The organism is Amycolatopsis echigonensis (assembly GCF_002846615.1).
Classification (GTDB): domain Bacteria; phylum Actinomycetota; class Actinomycetes; order Mycobacteriales; family Pseudonocardiaceae; genus Amycolatopsis; species Amycolatopsis echigonensis.
Window position 1 is genome coordinate 4,878,917 of record NZ_PJMY01000003.1, and the last position, 18,079, is coordinate 4,896,995.

At 69.7% G+C, this 18,079-nt stretch carries 20 protein-coding genes; 13 read left to right on the plus strand and 7 right to left on the minus strand.

The window, feature by feature from the left end:
* Window positions 1-52 precede the first annotated feature (52 nt).
* On the plus strand, window positions 53-784 hold the full coding sequence (locus ATK30_RS28355; RefSeq protein ID WP_208637433.1) for a TetR/AcrR family transcriptional regulator: 732 nt from the start codon (window positions 53-55) through the stop codon (window positions 782-784).
* Window positions 785-877: 93 nt separating this feature from the next.
* Here ATK30_RS28355 and ATK30_RS28360 read toward each other — a convergent pair whose 3' ends face one another.
* Window positions 878-1,327: a hypothetical protein gene (locus ATK30_RS28360; RefSeq protein WP_101438082.1), complete on the minus strand. Its 450-nt coding sequence runs from the start codon at window positions 1,325-1,327 to the stop codon at window positions 878-880.
* Between the two features lie 288 nt (window positions 1,328-1,615).
* On the opposite strand from ATK30_RS28360, the gene ATK30_RS28365 reads away from it, so the two are divergent.
* The 7 genes from ATK30_RS28365 (at window position 1,616) to ATK30_RS28395 (ending at window position 8,920) form a co-directional block, all read left to right on the plus strand.
* Window positions 1,616-3,313: a sodium:solute symporter family protein gene (locus ATK30_RS28365; RefSeq protein ID WP_101441112.1), complete on the plus strand. Its 1,698-nt coding sequence runs from the start codon at window positions 1,616-1,618 to the stop codon at window positions 3,311-3,313.
* A gap of 10 nt (window positions 3,314-3,323) precedes the next feature.
* Window positions 3,324-3,599: a hypothetical protein gene (locus ATK30_RS28370; RefSeq protein WP_101438083.1), complete on the plus strand. Its 276-nt coding sequence runs from the start codon at window positions 3,324-3,326 to the stop codon at window positions 3,597-3,599.
* Window positions 3,600-3,646: 47 nt separating this feature from the next.
* Window positions 3,647-4,654: a DUF3558 domain-containing protein gene (locus ATK30_RS28375; protein WP_208637434.1), complete on the plus strand. Its 1,008-nt coding sequence runs from the start codon at window positions 3,647-3,649 to the stop codon at window positions 4,652-4,654.
* Window positions 4,655-4,731: 77 nt separating this feature from the next.
* On the plus strand, window positions 4,732-5,733 hold the full coding sequence (dhaK, locus tag ATK30_RS28380; RefSeq protein WP_101438084.1) for a dihydroxyacetone kinase subunit DhaK: 1,002 nt from the start codon (window positions 4,732-4,734) through the stop codon (window positions 5,731-5,733).
* Window positions 5,733-6,356 (plus strand): dihydroxyacetone kinase subunit DhaL, encoded by a 624-nt coding sequence (dhaL, locus tag ATK30_RS28385; RefSeq protein ID WP_101441114.1) that lies wholly within the window; start codon window positions 5,733-5,735, stop codon window positions 6,354-6,356. The genes dhaK and dhaL overlap by 1 nt, the downstream gene beginning before the upstream one ends.
* Entirely contained in the window at window positions 6,353-7,039 is a 687-nt protein-coding gene (gene dhaM / locus ATK30_RS28390) for a dihydroxyacetone kinase phosphoryl donor subunit DhaM (RefSeq protein ID WP_101438085.1), read from the plus strand. Before dhaL ends, dhaM begins: the two co-directional genes overlap by 4 nt.
* A 114-nt stretch (window positions 7,040-7,153) precedes the next feature.
* Window positions 7,154-8,920, plus strand: a complete 1,767-nt coding sequence (locus tag ATK30_RS28395; RefSeq protein WP_101438086.1) for a 3-hydroxyacyl-CoA dehydrogenase family protein — start codon at window positions 7,154-7,156, stop codon at window positions 8,918-8,920.
* On the opposite strand, the gene ATK30_RS28400 is transcribed toward ATK30_RS28395, so the two are convergent.
* Both ATK30_RS28400 and ATK30_RS28405 read right to left on the minus strand, forming a co-directional pair.
* Window positions 8,914-9,348: a GNAT family N-acetyltransferase gene (locus ATK30_RS28400; RefSeq protein ID WP_101438087.1), complete on the minus strand. Its 435-nt coding sequence runs from the start codon at window positions 9,346-9,348 to the stop codon at window positions 8,914-8,916. The genes ATK30_RS28395 and ATK30_RS28400 overlap by 7 nt on opposite strands.
* 18 nt (window positions 9,349-9,366) lie before the next feature.
* Entirely contained in the window at window positions 9,367-9,882 is a 516-nt protein-coding gene (locus ATK30_RS28405; RefSeq protein WP_101438088.1) for an Lrp/AsnC family transcriptional regulator, read from the minus strand.
* A 59-nt stretch (window positions 9,883-9,941) separates the two neighbouring features.
* Here ATK30_RS28405 and ATK30_RS28410 point away from each other — a divergent pair, with 59 nt between their 5' ends.
* Window positions 9,942-11,054, plus strand: a complete 1,113-nt coding sequence (locus tag ATK30_RS28410) for a trans-sulfuration enzyme family protein (RefSeq protein WP_101438089.1) — start codon at window positions 9,942-9,944, stop codon at window positions 11,052-11,054.
* A gap of 94 nt (window positions 11,055-11,148) precedes the next feature.
* Here the strand turns inward: ATK30_RS28410 and ATK30_RS28415 are convergent, their stop codons facing one another.
* A complete protein-coding gene (locus tag ATK30_RS28415; RefSeq protein ID WP_101438090.1) occupies window positions 11,149-11,352 on the minus strand; it encodes an FmdB family zinc ribbon protein in 204 nt (67 codons plus the stop codon).
* A gap of 51 nt (window positions 11,353-11,403) precedes the next feature.
* Here ATK30_RS28415 and ATK30_RS28420 point away from each other — a divergent pair, with 51 nt between their 5' ends.
* Window positions 11,404-12,522: an alkaline phosphatase family protein gene (locus ATK30_RS28420; protein WP_101438091.1), complete on the plus strand. Its 1,119-nt coding sequence runs from the start codon at window positions 11,404-11,406 to the stop codon at window positions 12,520-12,522.
* A gap of 334 nt (window positions 12,523-12,856) precedes the next feature.
* Window positions 12,857-13,162, plus strand: a complete 306-nt coding sequence (locus ATK30_RS28425) for a hypothetical protein (protein ID WP_101438092.1) — start codon at window positions 12,857-12,859, stop codon at window positions 13,160-13,162.
* Between the two features lie 10 nt (window positions 13,163-13,172).
* On the opposite strand, the gene ATK30_RS28430 is transcribed toward ATK30_RS28425, so the two are convergent.
* Complete coding sequence (locus tag ATK30_RS28430; protein ID WP_101438093.1) at window positions 13,173-13,667, minus strand: CGNR zinc finger domain-containing protein; 495 nt, start codon at window positions 13,665-13,667, stop codon at window positions 13,173-13,175.
* A 65-nt stretch (window positions 13,668-13,732) separates the two neighbouring features.
* Here ATK30_RS28430 and ATK30_RS28435 point away from each other — a divergent pair, with 65 nt between their 5' ends.
* Complete coding sequence (locus ATK30_RS28435; RefSeq protein ID WP_101438094.1) at window positions 13,733-15,139, plus strand: MFS transporter; 1,407 nt, start codon at window positions 13,733-13,735, stop codon at window positions 15,137-15,139.
* Between the two features lie 757 nt (window positions 15,140-15,896).
* On the opposite strand, the gene ATK30_RS28440 is transcribed toward ATK30_RS28435, so the two are convergent.
* Window positions 15,897-16,475, minus strand: coding sequence for a GNAT family N-acetyltransferase (locus ATK30_RS28440; RefSeq protein WP_101438095.1), 579 nt, complete (start codon window positions 16,473-16,475; stop codon window positions 15,897-15,899).
* Between ATK30_RS28440 and ATK30_RS28445 the strand changes: the two genes are divergently transcribed.
* Window positions 16,474-17,211 (plus strand): alpha/beta fold hydrolase, encoded by a 738-nt coding sequence (locus ATK30_RS28445; RefSeq protein ID WP_101438096.1) that lies wholly within the window; start codon window positions 16,474-16,476, stop codon window positions 17,209-17,211. The two genes, ATK30_RS28440 and ATK30_RS28445, sit on opposite strands and share 2 nt — an antisense overlap.
* On the opposite strand, the gene ATK30_RS28450 is transcribed toward ATK30_RS28445, so the two are convergent.
* Window positions 17,204-18,034, minus strand: a complete 831-nt coding sequence (locus ATK30_RS28450; RefSeq protein ID WP_101438097.1) for a phosphotransferase enzyme family protein — start codon at window positions 18,032-18,034, stop codon at window positions 17,204-17,206. The two genes, ATK30_RS28445 and ATK30_RS28450, sit on opposite strands and share 8 nt — an antisense overlap.
* Window positions 18,035-18,079 lie beyond the last annotated feature (45 nt).

Consider the following 18,079-nt stretch of genomic DNA (forward strand, 5'->3'; position numbering starts at 1 on the left):
TACCGTGACATCGTCATTGTCAACGTCAACAGAATTCTGTTATCGTTGGCACATGGCACCCCAGGGGTCGGAGGACCAGCGCGAGCGCATCCTGAGCGAAGCGGTGAAACTGCTGGCCGAGGCCGGGCCGTCGGGTCTGTCCACTCGCGCGGTCGCGAACGCGGCCGGAGTGCAAACCCCGACGCTGTACCGGCTTTTCGGGGACAAGGACGGGCTGCTCGACGCCGTGGCCACCTTCGGTTTCGAGAGCTACCTCGCGGAGAAGCGCGCGTTCGAACCCAGCGAGGACCCGGTCGAGGACCTGCGCCGCGGCTGGGATGTGCACGTCGCGTTCGGGCTCGCCAACCCCGCGATCTACACGCTGATGTACGGAAACGTCCGGCCGGGCCGGCAACCCGCGGCGGCGGCGGAAAACCGGGCCATCCTGCGCGGGATGCTCGAACGCGCCAACGCGCGAGGCCTGCTCCGGGTGCCGGTCGAGGCAGCCGCGGCGGCCATCGAGGCGTCCACGACCGGCGCGGTGCTGCTCCTGCTTGCCCGGCCGGAAGAAGAGCGAGACATCCAGCTGATCCGGCCTTTGCGCGACATCGTGCTCGACGCGCTGACGGAGCAATCGGCGTCCCGCGCCGACGAGCGTTCCCCGATAGCCGACCGCGCGGAGTCCCTGCTCGGGATCGTCGCTCCGGCCAAAGACTCCGACCCGGTGACCGACGCGGGCTTCAGCGTCTTCGAGGCCGGTCTGCTGCGCGAATGGCTCGCACGGCTCACCGAGGCCAGCCGATGACGTCGCACCACGGCGGCAGGGAACGGCAACTGCGGTAAAAAGGGCCCACGACCAGGTCGTGGGCCCCTCGGCGCAGCGTCGTCCGGGAACGCCTCAGATCGTCGTCCCCGGTTGCGGCGCAGGTCCCGCTCGGCGCTGAGCCGCCTTCGCCTCGAACCACGCCTTGACCTGTTCCTGGAACAGCGTCGTCACCACCAGTCCGGCCAGCACCAGCCCGAGGAGGGCTTGCGGGCTGCCGGACACCAGGTTGATCAGCCCGCCGATCGCGGACAGCACCTCGCACGCCAGCAGCGCCCACCGGCCCCAGTCGTAGCCGACCAGGATCGCGATGCCGGACGCCAGCAGGCCCGCGGCGAAGATGTACGACAGGAACTCGACCAGATACAGGACCCCGGCCGGATCTTGGCCGTGGTCCTGCCATCTCGCGATCTCCAGCTGGGCGAAGATGCCGAGTATGCCGTTCAGGAGCGCCTGCAGGAACACGAACACGAGCGCGGCGCGCAGCCGTCCGGGCATGCGGAGCGGGGACGTGGGACTGGTCATCGCGAAGGGGGTCCTTTCCGAAGATCTTCGAAGGTGCCGGGATCTTATGGGCGGAGGCGGGCAACCTTCCCGAATCGGGTGAATCTGTGACCTTGGTGAGTCCTTGTCCGGCGAAGCGACAGGACTCAACACCGGTCCGTCCGGGCACGCGGAATGCACAGGTCAGCGGCAGGTTGGTGAAAAACCGCGGTGTCGGGGTGCCTCTTCGGAATCCATGCAGTACTGTGCCGGTCTGACAGGAACGATGGTGTTTTCTGTGTAAGAATGTTTGATTCGGAGGTGGCAGGGGTGCCGTTCCTCGCCGACGCGAACTTGCGGCTCGACGCGAGTCCGATCGACTACATCGAGTTGGCGTTCTATTTCGTCCTGGTGCTCGGCATCGGCTATCTCGCGCGAAGGCAGGTGTCGAGCAGTCTCGACTTCCTGCTGTCGGGCCGGTCGCTGCCCGCGTGGGTCACCGGTCTGGCGTTCATTTCCGCGAACCTCGGCGCGGTCGAGGTCATGGGCATGTCGGCCAACGGCGTCCTCTACGGACTCCCGACCGTCCATTACTTCTGGATCGGCGCCATCCCGGCGATGCTGTTCCTCGGCCTGGTGATGATGCCGTTCTACTACGGCTCGAAGGTCCGCAGCGTGCCCGAGTTCATGCGCCGCCGGTTCGGGCCGGCCGCGCACCTCGTCAACGGCATCAGCTTCGCCGCGGCGCAGATCCTCATCGCGGGCGCGAACCTGTTCCTGCTGGCCAGCGTGGTGAACCTGCTGCTGGGCTGGCCGCTGTGGGTGTCGATCGTCGTCGCGGCAGCCATCGTGCTCGCGTACACCGCGCTGGGCGGCCTGTCCGCCGCGATCTACAACGAGGTGCTGCAGTTCTTTGTGATCGTCGTGGCGCTGCTGCCGCTCACCATCGTCGGCCTCGTCAAGGTCGGCGGCTGGCAGGGTCTGGTCGACAAGGTCACGCACAGCCCGGGCGGCACCGCCCAGCTGCACTCCTGGCCCGGCGACAACCTGACCGGCTTCGGCAACAACTTCCTGTCCGTGCTGGGCATCGTGTTCGGCCTCGGCTTCGTGCTGTCCTTCGGGTACTGGACGACGAACTTCGTCGAGGTCCAGCGCGCGATGGCGTCGAAGAGCATGTCGGCCGCGCGGCGGACGCCGATCATCGGCGCGTTCCCGAAGATGCTGGTCCCGTTCATCGTGATCATCCCCGGCATGATCGCCGGGGTCGTGGTCCCGGAGTACTTGAAGGACAAGGGACTTCTGCTGGCGGACAAGACGGCCACGACCGGGGTCACCGCGAACAACGCGCTCCTGCTGCTGATGCGCGACCTGCTGCCCAACGGCATCCTCGGCATCGCGATCGCCGGTCTGCTGGCGTCGTTCATGGCGGGCATGGCGGCGAACCTCAGCTCGTTCAACACCGTGTTCACGTACGACATCTGGCAGACGTACGTGAAGAAGGACAAGCCGGACGGCTACTACCTGAGCCTGGGCCGGAAGACCACGGTCGCCGCGACCGTGCTGGCCATCGGCACCGCGTTCGTCGCGTCGCAGTCCGCGAACATCCTGACCTACCTGCAGGACCTGTTCTCCTTCTTCAATGCGCCGCTGTTCGCCACGTTCATCCTCGGCATGTTCTGGAAGCGGATGACCGCGGCGGCCGGCTGGACCGGCCTGGTGGCGGGCACCGCGTCGGCGATCACGATCTGGGCGCTGTCGAAGGCGGGCGTGCTCGCGCTCGCCGGTCAGGGCACCAGCTTCGTGGCGGCGGGCACCGCGTTCGCCATCGACATCGTGGTGAGCGTCGCGGTTTCGCTGGCCACCCAGCCGAAGCCGGACTCGCAGCTGGTCGGCCTGGTCTACTCGCTCACGCCGCGCGACGCGCTCAAGCACGACGACACCGGCGAGAACGCGGGCTGGTACCGCAAGCCGGGCCTGCTGGCCGGCATCGTCCTCGTGCTCACCATCGCTCTCAACATCATCTTCTGAGGAGGCCCGCATGACCGAGAAAACCTCGCGGCCGCACAAGGCGGGCGCCTTCGACATCCGATTGATCATCGCGCTGCTGCTCGGCGTCTACGGCGTGATCCTCACGATCATGGGCGCCGGGTTCACCAGCGACGACGATCTGAAGAAGGCCGCCGACGTGAACATCAACCTCTGGTCGGGCATCGGCCTGCTGGTGGTGACCGCGTTGTTCGTGCTGTGGGCGGTGCTGCGGCCGCTGGTCGTGCCGCCGAGCACCGAACTGGCGGAAGAGTCACCCTCCGAATAACCGGGTTGCGCCCACGTCCGGCAGCCTCGCCCGCTAGGTTGCCGGACGTGGTGCACGATCTCCGGTTCGGCCGGTTCCTCAAGTTGTCCGCCCTGGTCGCCGCGGGCGTGGTCGCGACCTCCGCGCTGTCCGCGTGCGGCGGCCCGGATCTGGGCAAGGAGAACTTCGCGCGCACGACCGTCCCCGCCGCCGGGGACAGCGGCGCGACGTCCGGCCCGATCACCGATCCCGCGGTCGCCCCCGCCGTCCTGCGCGATCTGCTGCCGTGCCAGTTCGTGGACAAGACCGCGATGAGCCCGCTCGGCACGATGCAGGGCGACGCGACCGCGTCGAGCACGCAGTTCGACGCCTGCGTCGCGAAGGCGACCGACCCGGGCGGCAAGGAAATCCGGGCGAGTGTCGAGGTCGGCGGCATCGTGACGTTCGCGTCGGACAAGACGACCGGTGCGGTCGGCGGGCTGCCGCAGGTCGAGGTGCCCGACCTCGGCGGCGGGTCCGGCTGCGTGGTCAGCGCGCTCACCGCGCGGAATCCGGACTTCGGCGTCTCGTTCCGGATCGACTACACCGGCGGCGACGCCTGCGCGGCCGGTCGCAAGCTCGTCGCGACGGCGGTCGAGAAACTGCACAACAACCCGCAGAAGTACGTGCCAGGCCCGGGCACGCTGCTCGCTGTCGATCCGTGCTCGGTGCTCGACGAGGCTGCCGTGGACGGCGTCGTGAAGGGCGGGAAGCCCCGGGCGTCCGGACTGCACTCATGCGACTGGGGCCTCATCCCGAGCGTCCGGGTGACGATGTTCCCCGGGATCGCGCCGGCCGAGGGCGACGGCTGGCTGAAGGCCGACGTCGGCACGCCGAACCAGGCGTACGCGAAACAGGGCACCACCTCGGGGTCCAGCTGCCAGGTGAAATGGCAGCACCGGCAGTGGAAGGAAGACCACGTCGAGGTGGTCCAGCTGGAGTATTCGAACTCCGACGCGCAGGCGGACAAGGACGACCCGTGCGGCAAGACGGTCGGGCTGGCCAAGCAGCTGGCCGGGAAACTGCCCGCGGCGTGACCAGGGGCGCTTTGCGGCGCGCCGGGCGACCTCATAGGTTGGGGTCGTCCACGACGCCGAGGTGCCGGAGGTCCGCTATGAAGAAGATCATCAACGATCCGGCGGCCGTCGTCGCGGAATCGCTGAGAGGGCTCGCGGTCGCCCACGCCGACCTGCTGCGCGTGCGCGACGATCCGGCGCTGGTCGTGCGCGCGGACGCGCCGGTGGCGGGCAAGGTCGCGGTGGTTTCCGGCGGCGGCTCCGGACACGAACCGCTGCACGGCGGGTTCGTCGGGCCCGGGATGCTCGACGCCGCGGTGCCCGGGCCGGTGTTCACCTCGCCGACCCCGGACGCGGTGCAGGGCGCGATCGCGGCGACCACCGGGCCGGCCGGGGCGCTGCTGATCGTGAAGAACTACACCGGCGACGTGCTGAACTTCGAGACCGCCGCCGAACTGGCCGCGGCCGAGGACCTGGACGTGCGCAGCGTGGTCATCGACGACGACGTGGCGGTCAAGGACTCCACGTTCACCGCCGGGCGGCGCGGCGTCGGCGGCACCGTGCTGCTGGAGAAGATCACCGGCGCGGCGGCCGAGCGCGGCGATTCGCTGGACGCGGTGGAAGCGTTGGCGCGCAAGGTAATCGGGCAGGTGCGGTCGATCGGGGTGGCGCTGTCCGCGCCGACCGTTCCGCACGTGGGCGAGCCGAGTTTCGACCTCGGGCCGGACGAGATCGAATTCGGCATCGGCATCCACGGCGAGCCCGGACGCGAGCGGATCCCGGCGGAATCAGCCGACGCGCTGGTCGGCCGGATGGTCGAGGCGGTGGTGTCCGATCTGCCGTTCGAATCCGGCGACAAGGTGCTGCTGTTCACCAACTCGATGGGCGGCACGCCGCAGCTGGAGCTGTACCTCGCGCACGGCATCGCCGAGCGGCTGCTGGCCGAGCGAGGGATCCTGGTCGAGCGCAGGCTGGTCGGCCCGTACATCACGAGCCTGGAAATGCAGGGCATCAGCCTGACCCTGCTGAAATTGGACGACGAGCTTACGCAGCTGTGGGACGCGCCGGTGCGCACGCCCGCGCTGCGGTGGGGGATCTGATGGCCTGCACTGCCGAAGGGGTCGCGGCCGCGTTGCGCGCCGCCGCCGAAGTGATCGCCGAACACCGCACCGAACTGGTCGACCTCGACCGCGCGATCGGCGACGCCGACCACGGCGAGAACCTGAGCCGGGGCTTCACCGCGATCGTCTCCGCGCTGGAGACCGGGGTGCCGGAAACGCCGGCCGGGGTCGCGAAACTCGCCGCCACCACGCTGATTTCGAAGGTCGGCGGCGCGGCCGGACCGCTTTACGGCACGGCGTTCCTGCGTGCGTCGGCGAAGCTCGGCGACGCGGCGGAGATCGACGTTCCGCTGCTGCTGGACGCACTGCGGGCGGCCCTGGAGGGCGTGCAGGCGCGCGGCAAGGCAGTGGGCGGCGACGCGACGATGGTCGACGCGCTGATCCCGGCCGTTTCCGCGGCTGAAGGAGCCGCGGACGGCACGATCGCGGACGTGCTCACCGCGGCTGCCGACGGGGCCGACCGCGGCGCGGAGTCCACTGTGGACTTGATCCCGCGCAAGGGCCGCGCCTCCTACCTCGGGGAACGCGCGGTCGGGCACATGGATCCCGGTGCCCGCTCGACGGCGCTGCTCCTGCGCGCGTTCGCGGAGGCGGCCCGGTGACCGTCGGAATCGTTCTCGTGTCGCACAGCGCGAAACTGGCCGAAGGCCTGGCCGAACTGGCCGCCCAGATGGCCCCGGACGTCCGGATCGTCCCGGCGGGCGGGCTGCCCGACGGCGGCGGCATCGGCACCGACTACGACGAGGTCGTCGCGGCTGCCCAGCGGGCGGACTCGGGCGACGGCGTGGTGCTGCTGTACGACCTCGGCAGCGCGCAGATGACCGCGGAGCTGGCGGTGGAATCGCTGGCCGATCCGTCCGCCGCGGTGGTGGTCGACGCGCCGCTGGTGGAAGGCGCGGTGGCCGCGGCCGTCGCGGCGCAGGGCGGCGCGAACGCCAAGACGGTGGGCGAGGCCGCGGCGAGTGCCGGGGTCGCGCCCGACCTGGCCGCGGCGGAGCCTTCGGCAGCCGGCGAGGAAGGCGTGGTGGAGAAGGAATTCACGCTGACCAATGATGTCGGCCTGCACGCTCGGCCGGCCGCGGTCCTGGTGCGCAGCCTGGCCGAATTCGAGGCCGAGGTGTCGATCCAGCTGGGCGAACAGGAGGCGGACGCGCACAGCGTGCTGGCCCTGATGTCGCTCGGCGCGCGGCAGGGCGACCGGATCGTGGTGCGGGCTCGCGGCCTGCAGGCGTCCGAGGCGGTGGCGAAGGTGGCCGAGCTGGTCGAGTCGAACTTCGGGGAGTAAACGCGGGTTCCGTCCGGGTGACTTCGGCAGGACTGACTCGATTCCGATGTGCTTTCGAGGGTCTCGCGTGGCACAGTGAGCGGCAATTACCGGCGGGTAACCTCTGGAGGCCTCGTGGCACGGGAAATCTCGACGGTCGGTGTGGTCGGCCTTGGCACGATGGGCGCGGGCATCGCCGAAGTGCTCGCCCGCAGCGGGCTCGACGTGGTCGCGGTCGAACTCGACGACGCCGGGGTCGAACGCGGCCTCGGCCACCTGCGGCATTCGACCGAACGGGCACTCGCGGGCGGGAAGCTCGACGAGGCCGGCCGGGAAGCGCTGCTGGGCCGGATCCGCGCCACGACCTCGCTCGCCGACTTGTCCGAAGTGGACTTCGTGATCGAGGCGATCCCGGAGAACCTGGCCGCGAAAGCCGAGGTTTTCGCCCACTTGGACCAGGTGACCCGGCCGGACGTGGTATTCGCGTCCAATACCTCCTCGCTGTCGATCACCGAGATCGGCGTGCACACCGCACGGCCGGGCAAGGTCGTCGGCATGCACTTCTTCAATCCGGCACCGGTGCTGAAGCTGGTCGAGGTCGTGCGCACGGTGGTCACCGAGCCCGATGTGGTGTCCGACGTCGTGGAATTCGCGCAGCGGCTGGGAAAATCGCCGGTGGTGATCGGCGACCGGGCCGGGTTCATCGCGAACGCGCTGCTGTTCGGGTATCTCAATCACGCGGTGCGGATGTACGAGCAGAAGTACGCCACCCGCGAAGATCTCGACGCGGCAATGCGTTTCGGCTGCGGCTATCCGATGGGCCCGCTCGCGCTGCTGGACCTGATCGGGCTGGACACCGCGTACGAAATCCTCGACACGATGTACCACCAATCCCGCAATCGTTTGCACGCGCCCGCGCCGCTGCTGAAGCAGATGGTCACCGCGGGACAGCTGGGCCGTAAGAGCGGGCATGGCTTTTACGCTTACGACGCACCGGATTCGCCGGTGGTGGTGGATTCCGTCGCATCGTCCGAAGTGGACTCTTCGGTGACTCGCGAAGTGCGTTCCGTCGGGGTGATCGGCACCGGAACCATGGCCACCGGCATCGCGGAGGTGTTCGCCAAGCGCGGTTTCGACGTCGTGCTGCGGGCGCGCAGCATGGAGAAGGCCGAAGCGTCGGTGGCGAAGGTGAAGAAGTCGCTCGACAAGGCCGTGGTCAAGGGCAAACTGTCCGAAGAGGACGCTGCGGCCGCCCTTGCCCGGATCCGTCCGGTGACGGAGTTCGAAGAACTGGCCAACGTCGATCTGGTGGTCGAGGCGGTCGCCGAGGAGCTTTCCGTTAAGCAGGCGGTGTTTTCCGCATTGGACGAAGTCGTCAAACCGGGTGCGATGCTCGCGACCACGACGTCCTCGCTGCCGGTCATCGAATGCGCGGCCGCGACCTCGCGGCCCGGCGATGTGGTGGGTCTGCACTTCTTCAACCCCGCGCCGGTGATGAAACTGGTGGAAGTCGTGTCGACGATCGCGACCGCCCCAGACGTCACCGCGACTGCGACGGCGGTTTGCGCGGCGGTCGGCAAACACCCCGTGCAGTGCGGCGACCGCGCCGGATTCATCGTGAACGCATTGCTGTTCCCGTATCTCAACGACGCGGTGAAAATGCTGGAAGCGCATTACGCGTCGGCGGACGACATCGACACCGCGATGAAGGTCGGCTGCAGTCTGCCGATGGGACCGTTCGAATTGCTGGACGTGGTCGGCCTGGACGTGTCGCTGGCGATCGAGCGGACGCTGTTCAACGAGTTCCGCGAAGAGGGCTACGCGCCTGCGCCGCTTTTGGAACACCTCGTGACGGCAGGACGATTGGGCCGCAAGACGGGGAAGGGCTTCAAGGACTACTGACGCTTGTACGTGTAGAGAATGAAGCCGTCGTGGTACTTGCCCACCCGGTCGTAAAGCGCGCGAGCCGGGGCGTCTTCGAGCGTGTTCCAGTAGAGCGACGGGAAGCCGTGCTTCTCCGCGTCACTGGCGACCCACTCGATCAGCGCCGTCGCGACGCCCTTTCGCCGGACGTTCTCGTTCACGAACAGGTCGGCGAGGTAGCACTTGCCGGAGTACCAGACGCTGGCGTGGAACAGGTAGTAGGCGACGCCGACCATCGTCCCGTCGAGTCTGGCGGCGATCCCGCGCAGCCGGTCGTCGTCGAGCAGGCGCCGCCAGGTCCGGTCGTAACTGTCGTCGGCGCGCTCAACGTCGAAGTAGGCGTCTTTGCCGCGGGCGAGCGTTTCCCAGCCGGCGCGGTCGGATTCGGTCAGGTAGCTGATCTCCACTGAGCTATCTTGCGCTGATCACCGGTCGCGCCGCCGGATGCGCGCGCCCTGGGCGGGTTCGCCGTCCGGCGGCAGCAGCGGTCCGCCTTGCCACTGCTGGAACACGAGGTTGGTGTGCACGCGGGCGACCTCGTCGCGGGAGGTGAGTTCGTCCAGTACCAGCCGTTGCAACTCGGCGGCCGACGTGGTCGCGACGTGCGCGAGGAAGTCGTCCGGTCCGGTCAGGTGGTAGACCGCGCGGATTTCCGGCAGCGCCAGGAGATGTTCCACGAACTGCTCGACCAGCGGCCGTCGGTGCGGCCGCACCTGCACGAACAGGAACGCCTCGAGCGGACGGCCCACTTTCGCCGCGTCGACCTTCGCGTGCTGGCCGGTGATCACGCCGGTCTCCCGGAGGCGGGCCACCCGGTCCAAGCAGGTCGACGGCGCGAGCCCGACGGCGGCCGCGAGTTCTTTGTTCGTCGTCCGGGCATCGTTCTGCAGCACCCGCAGAATCTCAAGATCAACCGGACTCAGTTCGACGGTCTCGCTCATTGCTGAATCTTATCCGAGATTGTTGCTCTGAAGCCGTTGTGTGCCCGAACGTGACTGCCATGACTTCCGCCCTGCGCACCCGAGCCGTCCACGCCGGTCGCGACGATCTCGCCGACCTCGGCCTGCACGCCGCCCCGCTCGACTTCTCCACGACCTACCCCGCGCGCGACAGCGCGGAGGAGGCCCGCCGGATCGACGAGTTCGCCGCGGGCGCGAACGTCACCGGCATCTACGGCCGGATCAGCAACCCGACCGTCGAACGGTTCGAGCAGGCGCTGGCGGAGCTCGAGGGCTTCGACCACGCCGTGGCCTTCGCGAGCGGCATGGCGGCGGTTTCGGCCTGCCTGCTTTCCGCGGTGTCGCAAGGAAAACGGCACATTGTCGGCGTCCGGCCGTTGTACGGCTGCACCGACCACCTGCTGACCACCGGTCTCCTGGGCACCGAGGTCACCTGGACCGCGCCCGAGAACGTCGCCGACGCCCTGCGCCCGGACACCGGCCTGGTCTTCGTGGAAACGCCCGCGAACCCGACCTTGAGCGAACTCGACATCGCCACCCTCACCGCCGCGTGCGGCGACGTTCCGGTGTTGGTCGACAACACCTTCGCGACGCCAGTCCTGCAACGCCCCGGCCGCCTCGGCGCCCGGATGGTGCTGCACAGCGCGACCAAGTTCCTGGGCGGCCACGGCGACGTCATGGGCGGCATCGTGGCCTGTGACGCCGAGGAAGCCGCGCGCCTGCGCTCCCTGCGCTTCGCGACCGGCGGCGTGCTGCACCCACTGGCCGGATACCTGTTGCTGCGCGGTCTCTCGACGCTCCCGCTGCGGGTGAAAGCTGCTTCGGAAACCGCGGCCGTCCTGGCCGAGCGGCTCGCTTCGCACCCGTCAGTACGCACCGTGCACTACCCGAAACTGGGCGGCCCACTGGTGGCGTTCGAGGTCACTGGCGACCCGCACGCGGTGGTCGGCGCGGTCCGGCTGATCACGCCCGCGGTGAGCCTGGGCAGTGTCGACACGCTGATCCAGCACCCGGCGTCGCTGACGCACCGCATCGTCGCCGAGGACGACCGCACGGGTTCCGGCATCACGCACGGCCTGCTGCGGCTTTCGGCTGGGCTGGAGGATGTCGAGGACCTGTGGCTTGACCTGGATCGGGCGCTGAAGAGCTGCTGAGCGGCTGTGCTCGCGGTATCCACCGTCGGCTGGTGGATACCGCGGGACGGCGTGCGTCCGCCAAACCGGTCGCCTCCGCGGCGGTCTCGCCCGGTCAGCCGCAGCAGCCGCCTCCGCAGCACCCTCCGCCCGCCGGTGCCGGAGCGGAGGCCGAACCGGTGAGCGCGACCGTCGTGAGCAGCTTGACCGTGTCCGTATGCCCCTCCGGGCACGGGGTGGGCGCGCTGGACTCGGCCATCGGGCGCTGGAGTTCGAACGTCTCGGTGCAGTCGCGGCAGCGGTAGGCGTAGGTGGGCATGCGTCGATTATCGCTGGCGCGCCGCGTTGGTGGGAAGCTGTCCGGGTGGATATGCCCCAGTACGCGGATGTTCCGCACCTAGGCCAGGTCGTTCCCGCCCTGCTCGGCGCGCTGGGCGTGCCCGGCGAGGACGGCGGCCTGGCGCTGCCCGAAGCCCGCAGCGCGTGCGTGCTCCTCATCGACGGCCTCGGCTGGGAACTGCTCGCCCAGCACGCGGCCGACGCGCCCGTTCTTACCGAACTCGCCAGCAGCCCCCTGCGCGTCGGCTTCCCGTCGACCACCGCGGCCGGCGTCGCCGCGATCGGCACCGGTCTGGCGTCGGGCGAGCACGGCATGGTCGGCTACACCTTCGAGGTCCCGGGAGCCGGCGTCCTGAACGCCCTGCGCTGGCGCTCCCACGACGACGGCAGCGACCTGCGCGGCGCTCTGCCGCCCCGGGAAGTCCAGCCCCTGCCGACGACCTTCGAACGCGCCGCTGCCGCGGGGATCGAGGCCACGGTGGTGTCCTCGGCGCATTTCGCCAACACAGCCTTGACTCAAGCGACGCAAAGCGGTGCCCGGTACGCGGGGGTGCACGCGCTGGGCGACCTGGCCGCGCGGACCTTGGACGTACTCTCCTCGCGCGCGTTTTGCTATGCCTACCACAGCGAATTGGACCTGCTAGGCCACCTCTACGGCCCCGGCTCGACCGCATGGCGGATGCAGCTTCGCCATGTCGACCGCCTGGTGGAGTCCATTGTGGACGGATTGCCCTCCGGCGCCGTCCTGGCGGTGGTGGCGGACCACGGAATGGTGACCGTCGAGGAGAAACTGAACCTCGAGGACACCCCGGAACTGTTGGAAGGCGTCCGCGCTTTCGGCGGCGAGGTCCGCGCACGGCACGTCTACACGGAACCCGGCGCGACGGCGGAGGTAACAGCTGCTTGGCGCGAGGTCCTGGGCTCGCGGGCGTGGGTTCTGCCGCGCGAGGAAGCGATCGCGGCGGGCTGGTTCGGCATGGCGGTGAGCGACCGGGTACGCCCGCGAATCGGCGACGTCGTCGCGGCGGCGACCGGAACGTTCGGCATGGTGCGCGAACTGGCCGAAGCAGTGGAGTCGAACCTGGTGGGCCAGCACGGCTCGCTGACGTCGGCCGAGCAGCTGGTCCCGCTGGCCATCGCGCGGGGTTGATCCTCTCGGGGCTGGACCGTCTCCGAGGCGGTGTTCTCGCACTGGTGAAGCGGCGGCGCAGGTTCGCGCGTGAGCCTTGACCCGCTCACTGCGACGCTCACCGTTGGGTGCGTCTGACGCAGCGAATGCCGCGTTGGGGTTCTCCGGGTAGTGCGGTGTGCTCTGGGTCCGCCCTCAGCAGGCGATGTCCTCCCGCTCGGCCAGGGCTGCCCGGTTGAAAGGTCAAGTTCCCGATCACCCGGTCAGCCTGGGGGAACAACGGGACCTGTCGTCGGAGCGATCCCCGAGGTGCGTGGCTGAGCACTTCCGCCGGCGTCCGGGTTACCGTGACTGCGTGCCCAGACGAAATCGACCCGGCCGAGGCCGTTCCGGTCCCGTCGAGCGGCCGGACGCCGGCGCGGTCAGCGGCTGGGCCCGCAGCGAATCCGCTCCCGACGGCGACTGGCTGGTGCGCACCGTTCCCGGCTCGCAGGCGGCCAAGACCTACCGCTGTCCCGGCTGCGACCACGAAATCCGCCCGGGCGTGCCGCATCTGGTCGTCTGGCCCGCGGACGAGACGGGCGGCGTCGCGGACCGCCGGCATTGGCACCGGCCGTGCTGGGAGGCACGGGCACGGCGGCGGCCGAACCGGCGCTGGTGAGCGGAAACCGTTACCGCGAGAGAGCTTCCTTGCGCCGGGCCCGGTGTCGTCGGACCGCGTCCCGGTTGACGCAGGCGTGGGTGCAGTAGCGCTGCGTCCCGCTGCGGGTGAAGTCGACGAACGCGCGGCGGCATTCCGGCGCGGCGCAGCGGCTGAGACGGTGCAGGCTGGTCGAGGTCAAATACTGCGCCGCCGCGACTGAGGTGACCGCGCGCAGCATCGCGGGCAGCCGTATCCCGTCGTCCCGGTAGTGGAGATGCCAGCTGAAACCGTCGTGCGCGGTGATTCTCGGGTAGGCGGCGGCTTCGGCCAGCAGGGCGTTCAGCAGCCGGACCCGGTCCGCGTCGTCCGTCGCGTCGATGACCTCGACCCAGCGATCCAGGAACGCGCACAGCTCGGGGAAGTCCTCGTCGGCGACCGGCGGGAGCGGCCCCATTTCCGGCTCGTCCCAGTGCTGCAGCAACGCCGCCAGGTCGGCGGGGCGGTCGTTGGTGAGGCCGGTCACAAACTTGAGGAAACTCCGCTGGTAAGAGTTATGCGGCATAAGACTATTACAGCACGATTCTCGGCATGTCTCCTCTGCCGAGCCGCGCGGAGCACGCGGTTGCCGCACCGTCCTGGGTCCCGTTGACCGCCGCCTGCTTCGGCACGTTTTTGCTGCTGGTCTACACCAGCATCGTGACCGTCGCGCTGCCGGCGATCGGGGCCGAGCTCGGTGCGGGATACGGCCAGCTGCAATGGATCGTGGACGTCTTCACCGTCGCGCTCGCGGGCCTGCTGCTGGGGTTCGGCTCGCTGAGCGACCTGCTCGGGCGCAAGCGCGTCTACCTCGCCGGGCTGATCCTTTTCTCGCTCGCGACGCTCGGCTGCGGCGTGGCCGGAACGCCCGGCGAGTTGATCGCCGCGCGGGTCATGCAGGGTGTCGCGGGCGCGGCGATGTTCGCGACGATCCTGCCGCTGGTCGGACTGACTTACGAAGGCCGGGACCGGGCCCGCGCGTTCGCGGTCTGGGGGACGGTGGCCGGGGTGGCCAGCGCGATGGGCATTTTCTCCGGCGGCGTCATCGCGCAGTTGCTCGGCTGGCGGTGGATTTTCTTTGTTTCCCTGCCCTTGTGCGCGGTCGCGATCGTCCTGGCGGCGACGTCGTTGAAGGAGAGTCCGCGAGCGCCCGGCCGCCGCGTCGACTACCCCGGCATCGTCACGTTTTCGCTCGCCGCGACGGGCCTGACCTATTCCGTCATCACCGGCGGCGACCGCGGCTGGTCCTCCGCCGGGGCGGTGATCGGATACCTGGCGACGGTGGTGGCCATCGGCGCGTTTGTGGTCGTGGAACGCCGCAGCCGCGCGCCAATGGTGCCGACTGGCTTGTTCGCGACGCGCCGGTTCCTCGGCGTGCTGCTCGTCGCGTTCAGCTATTACTTCGCCGGATTCGGGGCGCTGCCAGTGATTTCCCTGTGGCTGCAGAACGCGACCGGACTCAGCTCGGCGGCGACGTCGGCGGTACTGGCGCTGCAGGTGGTGGTGTTCGTCGTGGTGTCGGCGCTGCTCAGCGGACGGTTGCACGCCAGGTCGCCGGGCCAGGTTCTGGGCGGCGCGACGGTCCTGCTCGGCCTCGGCTGCCTGACCGCGGTCGCCGTCCTGCTCAGCCCGACCTGGACGGCCCTGCTCCCGGTGTTGATCCTGACCGGAATCGGCGCGGGCATCGTGTCCCCGGTCTTCCCGGCCGTGGCGATCGCATCGGTCCCCGCGGACTACGGCGGCACAGCCGGCGCGGCCGCGAACAGCTCCCGGCAACTCGGCCTGGCGCTCGGAATCGCAGTATCCGGCGCGGTCTACGCGACCCACGGCGAGGGAAGCACCGGGGCGACACACGGGGTGCTGCTGGTGCTGCTGCTCTTCGGCGTGATCGCCGTAACGAGCGGTCTCGTCGGCGGATGGTTGTTGCGGGACAACGCCAATCGCCTTAGCCAAGCGTGACCCGCCGTCTGCCTCAACTCACCCGTCTGTCCACAATGGTCACCCGAGAAAACGCGGCCACCTGACGGCAGCGCAGTCGCACGCCCACCTCGCAGCCGAATCCCCGCCACGCGCGAAAGCAAGTTCGGCCAGATCCCACTCAACGCGGCTCCACCGCGGCGCACGGTGCGTTTGGGCCGACCTTCGGTCGTGCGGCCAGCACTACACGGCCAGTCCGGCGGTTCGGCCAGGCGAGTCCCAGCGTTCGCGGACGGCCAGTCCCACGTGCCCGGCCTCGACCGGGTTCGAGTGTGCGAACCCGGTCGGTCGGCGGACGCGCACGTGTTTTGTCCGCGTGTTCGGCCTCGGCGAGCTTGTGTGGTTCGCGCTGGGCCCTTCCGCGTGCCAATCCCCGGCCAGCGTGCGTGGTTCGTTGGCGGCCCGTCCGCGTGTCCGAACTCGGCCGTCCGTGGTTCGCGCGCTCAGCGTGGGTGTTCGCGCTTGGCCCGCCCGTGGATTCGCACCTGCTCAATCCGCGCGCCCGGACCCGGCTAGCCCGCGTACTCACGCGCGGCGATCCCGCGTGAGCACGCCGTCAGCCCACCGGCCCGCACCCGATCAGCTCACTTCTCCCAATCCACCCGCCTCTCACCCTCCGAGCCATCCGCCTCCTCAACCCGGAATCCAGCCAACAACCCGCCAGGATCCGGCCAACAACCAGGCAGCAACCCGCCAGCCACCACCGCAGTACCCCGGCCCCGGCCCAGCACCGGGACCCTCACCGCCGGAAATGCCGTGAAACCGCTCCGTCGTACTCGTCCTCCACGTACTCCGTGAACCCCAGCTTCTCCACCACTCGCAGCGACGGCGTGTTCGTCACCGCGACGCTGATCAGCACCGGGATCGCCGGTATCTCCCGTTCCGCCCACTCCACCGCCGCCCGTGCCGCCTCGGCCGCGTAGCCCTTGCCCCACGCCGTCGGGCGGAAGCGGTACGCCAGGTTCAGCACCTTCTCGCCTCGGAACTCCCGGTTGCGCACTCCGGTCATGCCGATCACGTCCGACCCGTCGCCCGCTTCCGGCCTGCCTCGCTCCCGGACCGCCAGGTATCCGTAGCCGTACGTCTCCCAGTGCTCGAGCCAGCTGTCGAACATCGCCAGCGTGGTCGCGGTGTCCGGCGGCCGCGGGTTGTGCCGGTTCGTCTCCGGGTCGCACTGGATCTCCACCACTGCCTGCCGATCAGCCTCCACGAAGTGCCGCAGCACCAGCCTTTCCGTCACGATCTCTGTCACGCCCCCGACCGTAACGACGGGGTCCGACAAAAAACGCGCCGAAAAAACAGCGACAATCTCCGCCATGACCGAACTGCCGTTGGTGCTCCTGCACGCCTTCCCGCTCGACGCCCGCATGTGGGACCCGGTCCGCGCGCCGCTCGCGGAACGCTTCCGGGTCATCACGCCGGACCAGCGCGGTCTCGGCCGGAGCCCGTTGCCGGAGACCGAAGCCGAGCCGGATCTGGCCGACGCCGCGCGGGACGTCGTCGCGCTCCTCGACAAGCTCGAACTCGATCAGGTGGTGCTCGGCGGCTGTTCGATGGGCGGCTACCTCGCGATGGCCGTCCTGCGGCAGGCGCCCGAGCGCGTCGGGGGACTGGTCCTCATCGACACCAAAGCCACCGCGGACACTCCCGAAGCCGCGCAGACCCGGCTCGACGTCGCGGACCGCGCGGAGGCCGAGGGCGTCAAGGGCTGGCTGGCCGACGGCAATCTGCCGAACCTGCTGGCCGACACCGCGTCCGCCGACGTCCGCGCGCGCGTGCGCGAATTGATCGACGCGCAGCCGCCGTCCGGGGTCGCCTGGGCCGCGCGGGCGATGCGCAACCGGCCCGATTCCGTTGACCTGCTGCGCGAAACCGGCGTCCCGGCGCTCGTCATCGTGGGGGAGCGCGACGCGATCACGCCGCTCGACGCCGCCAATACCATGGTCGACGCGCTGCCCGACGCGACCCTCGCCGTCCTCCCGGACGTCGGGCATCTGACGCCGCTGGAGGACCCGGCCGGAGTGGTCGAAGCGATCCTCGGCTGGGTCAACTGAAGTACTCGGCCGCAGCGGCGCGCGCTTCGCCCAGGCGGTGCGGAAAACGCTGTGCGATCAGCAACCGCCACGTCACCGCAAAGAGAGAGCGAAGCTGCGTACACGTCGCGAGGACGGCTTCGTCCGCTTCGGCCGGGTACGCGGCGAGAAACTCCGGACCGCCCTGTCGCGCGAGGATCGCCAGGTCCCATTCAAGAGGTCCGCGCCAGGTGTCCTCGAAATCGAGCCAGCACGGGCCGTCGGCGGTCTCGATGAGGTTGCCCGGGTGCGCGTCGCCGTGCAGGGCCTGGACCGGGCCGGGCGGCAGCAGCGCCGCCAGCCGTTCGGTTTCCGCGCGGATCCGGTCGGCGAAGCCGTCCAGCAGCGAGCCGCTTCGGGCGACGGTGTCCAGGAGTTCGCCGACCGGGCCGCGAGACGGCAGTTCGCCCGGGTAGCCGCGCAACGCGGCGTGGACCCGGGCGAGCGACCGGGCGCTCTCGTCCGGCCCGTGCCGATGGTCCGGATCGTGCGGGGTCCAGTGCCAGAGCGTGACCGGCAATCCGTCCGCGAAATGCGGTCCGGCCGGGGGATCCGCGGTCGGTGAGACGACGCGCACACCACGTTCGGTGACGTAGGCCGACAGGGCGACGTCCCGCTCGAGCCACGCGCTCGCGTCCGGCCGCAGCAACCGGGTGGTGCCCGGGACTCTCGCCACGACCGGACCCATCCTCACCAGCACGTTCGAGCGCTCGTGCAGCACCTCGGCGGAGCCGGTCGCGAGGCCGAACCGGCGGCCGACGGCGAGTGCGGAGGAGACCGCCGCGGCGCGGTACGGGTCGGTCACGCGGTGATCTAACCAGCCGGTGCGAGCGACTGTCGGTACCGAGGG